The following is a 1,677-nucleotide window of genomic DNA, read 5'->3' on the forward strand; positions in this document are numbered from 1 at the left end:
AGTGGCTGTTGTCGTTCCGATCTTGAGGAGTGTTGATCGAACGGGAGTCTCGATCGGGTGATCGCGGTGGGTGGCGGGCATGAAAGCAGGGCCTCGTGGTAGCTCGGAGGGTGTCTACGCCAACGAGCGCTCCAGGAGGCCCTGTTGCTGCAGTTTTTCGCAGTTGCGGCAGCGGAGTCCAGTTCGGTCACTCGCGCGTGTGACTGCCTGGCTCACAGATTCGGAAACGCCGGCGACCACGGGGTGCGCGCGCGGCGCTATCCGACGGACATGTCGGACGCCGAGTGGGCCGTGGTCCGGCCGCTGCTGCCAGTGCCGGGCTGGCTGCGGGGTCGGGGCGGGCAGCCGGAGGCGTACTGCCACCGCGTGATGCTGGACGCGATCCACTACCTGGTCGACAACGGAACGAAGTGGCGGGCGATGCCGGCCGACTTCCCGCCGTGGGACCGGGTCTACGCGTTCTTCCGCCGCTGGCGCGACCTGGGTCTGGTCCGGGAGTTCCATGACCGGCTGCGCGGCAAGGTCCGTGAGAAGGCCGGGCGGGATCCGGAGCCGAGCGCGGGCGTGATCGACTCCCAGTCGGTCAAGGCGGACGCCGTCGTCGGCTCCGACAGTCGCGGCTTCGACGGCGGAAAACTGATCAACGGCCGCAAACGGCACGTCGTCGTCGACACCCTCGGCCTGCTGCTGGCGGTGGTGGTCACCGCCGCGGACACCGGTGACCGCGCCGCCGCCCAGGTCCTGCTCGCCCAGGTGGCCGCCGCGCACCGCCTGCTGGCCCTGGTCTGGGCCGACGGCGGCTACACCGGCGGCCTCGTCGAGTACAGCCTGACCGCCCTCGCCATGGTCCTCGCCATCGTCAAACGCAGCGACGACATGCGCGGCTTCGTCGTACTGCCCAAGCGGTGGATCGTCGAACGGTTCTTCGCGCACCTGATGCAAAGCCGGCGCCTCGTGCGCGACTTCGAGCGATCCACCAGCAGCGCCGAGGCGGTGATCTACTGGTCGATGACCCTGCTCATGACCCGCCGCCTTGCCCGGCCACGCCCTTCACGAGCGTGAACCGGCCCGGCGCCGACTCGACCAGCCAACCCCGGGCCACCAACCGCTTCGCCTTCGACCGCAACGCCTCCACCTTCCCCGGCACCGGGTCCAAGCCGAAGCAGGCGGCCATCTCCTGGCACGTCAGCGGACCTTGACCGAGGCGGTTCCGGTCCGCGAGAGCCTGCAGGATGCGCTGGTAGTCCTCCGACAATGCCGACCAGGCCAGCCCCGTGCGCCACATCGGCACCACGGACTTCGGCTTCGCCGATTCCGAGGGCTCGGGCCGCACCGGCTGTTCATCGTGTTCCCGCGGGCCCTCGGAGACATCGAGGCCGGCAACGTCATCGCCGGTCGGGGCCAGTACCTCGCCGACGCGTGAGCGGGCGATGACCCACTCCTTCCAGTCCCGCTCGGCCACAGCCAGCTCGGCATGGATACGGTCGGCCTCTTCTCGCAGTTCGTCCACGCGCCGGCGAGCGGCAAGCTCGCGCTGTTCCAGAAGCCCAACGACCGACGGCATCTGCGACCTCCACCGGAGTGACGACACGACACGTCACCACTCCCACGAGGCTGGCGAACCTATGCCTGACCAGCGAGAACGCAGTCCTCAAGCCCGGAAAGACAACAGCCACT

2 protein-coding genes are annotated in these 1,677 nt (G+C 69.0%); one reads left to right on the plus strand and one right to left on the minus strand.

Annotated features, from left to right (window positions below; translation table 11 throughout):
• Positions 1–270: 270 nt before the first annotated feature.
• A complete protein-coding gene (locus ACZ3YL_RS42425; protein WP_465663199.1) occupies positions 271–1,062 on the plus strand; it encodes an IS5 family transposase in 792 nt (263 codons plus the stop codon).
• Here the strand turns inward: ACZ3YL_RS42425 and ACZ3YL_RS42430 are convergent.
• Positions 1,019–1,564 (minus strand): hypothetical protein, encoded by a 546-nt coding sequence (locus ACZ3YL_RS42430; RefSeq protein ID WP_465663201.1) that lies wholly within the window; start codon positions 1,562–1,564, stop codon positions 1,019–1,021. The two genes, ACZ3YL_RS42425 and ACZ3YL_RS42430, sit on opposite strands and share 44 nt — an antisense overlap.
• Between the last annotated feature and the right edge of the window lie 113 nt (positions 1,565–1,677).

The sequence above is a fragment of the Kitasatospora sp. NPDC023176 genome (genome assembly GCF_055560495.1).

Bases quoted from the DNA above. Each gene is read 5' to 3' on its own strand.
- ACZ3YL_RS42425 (WP_465663199.1), top strand. From the start codon at position 271: ATGTCGGACGCCGAGTGGGCCGTGGTCCGGCCGCTGCTGCCAGTGCCG.
- ACZ3YL_RS42430 (WP_465663201.1), bottom strand. From the start codon at position 1,564: ATGCCGTCGGTCGTTGGGCTTCTGGAACAGCGCGAGCTTGCCGCTCGC.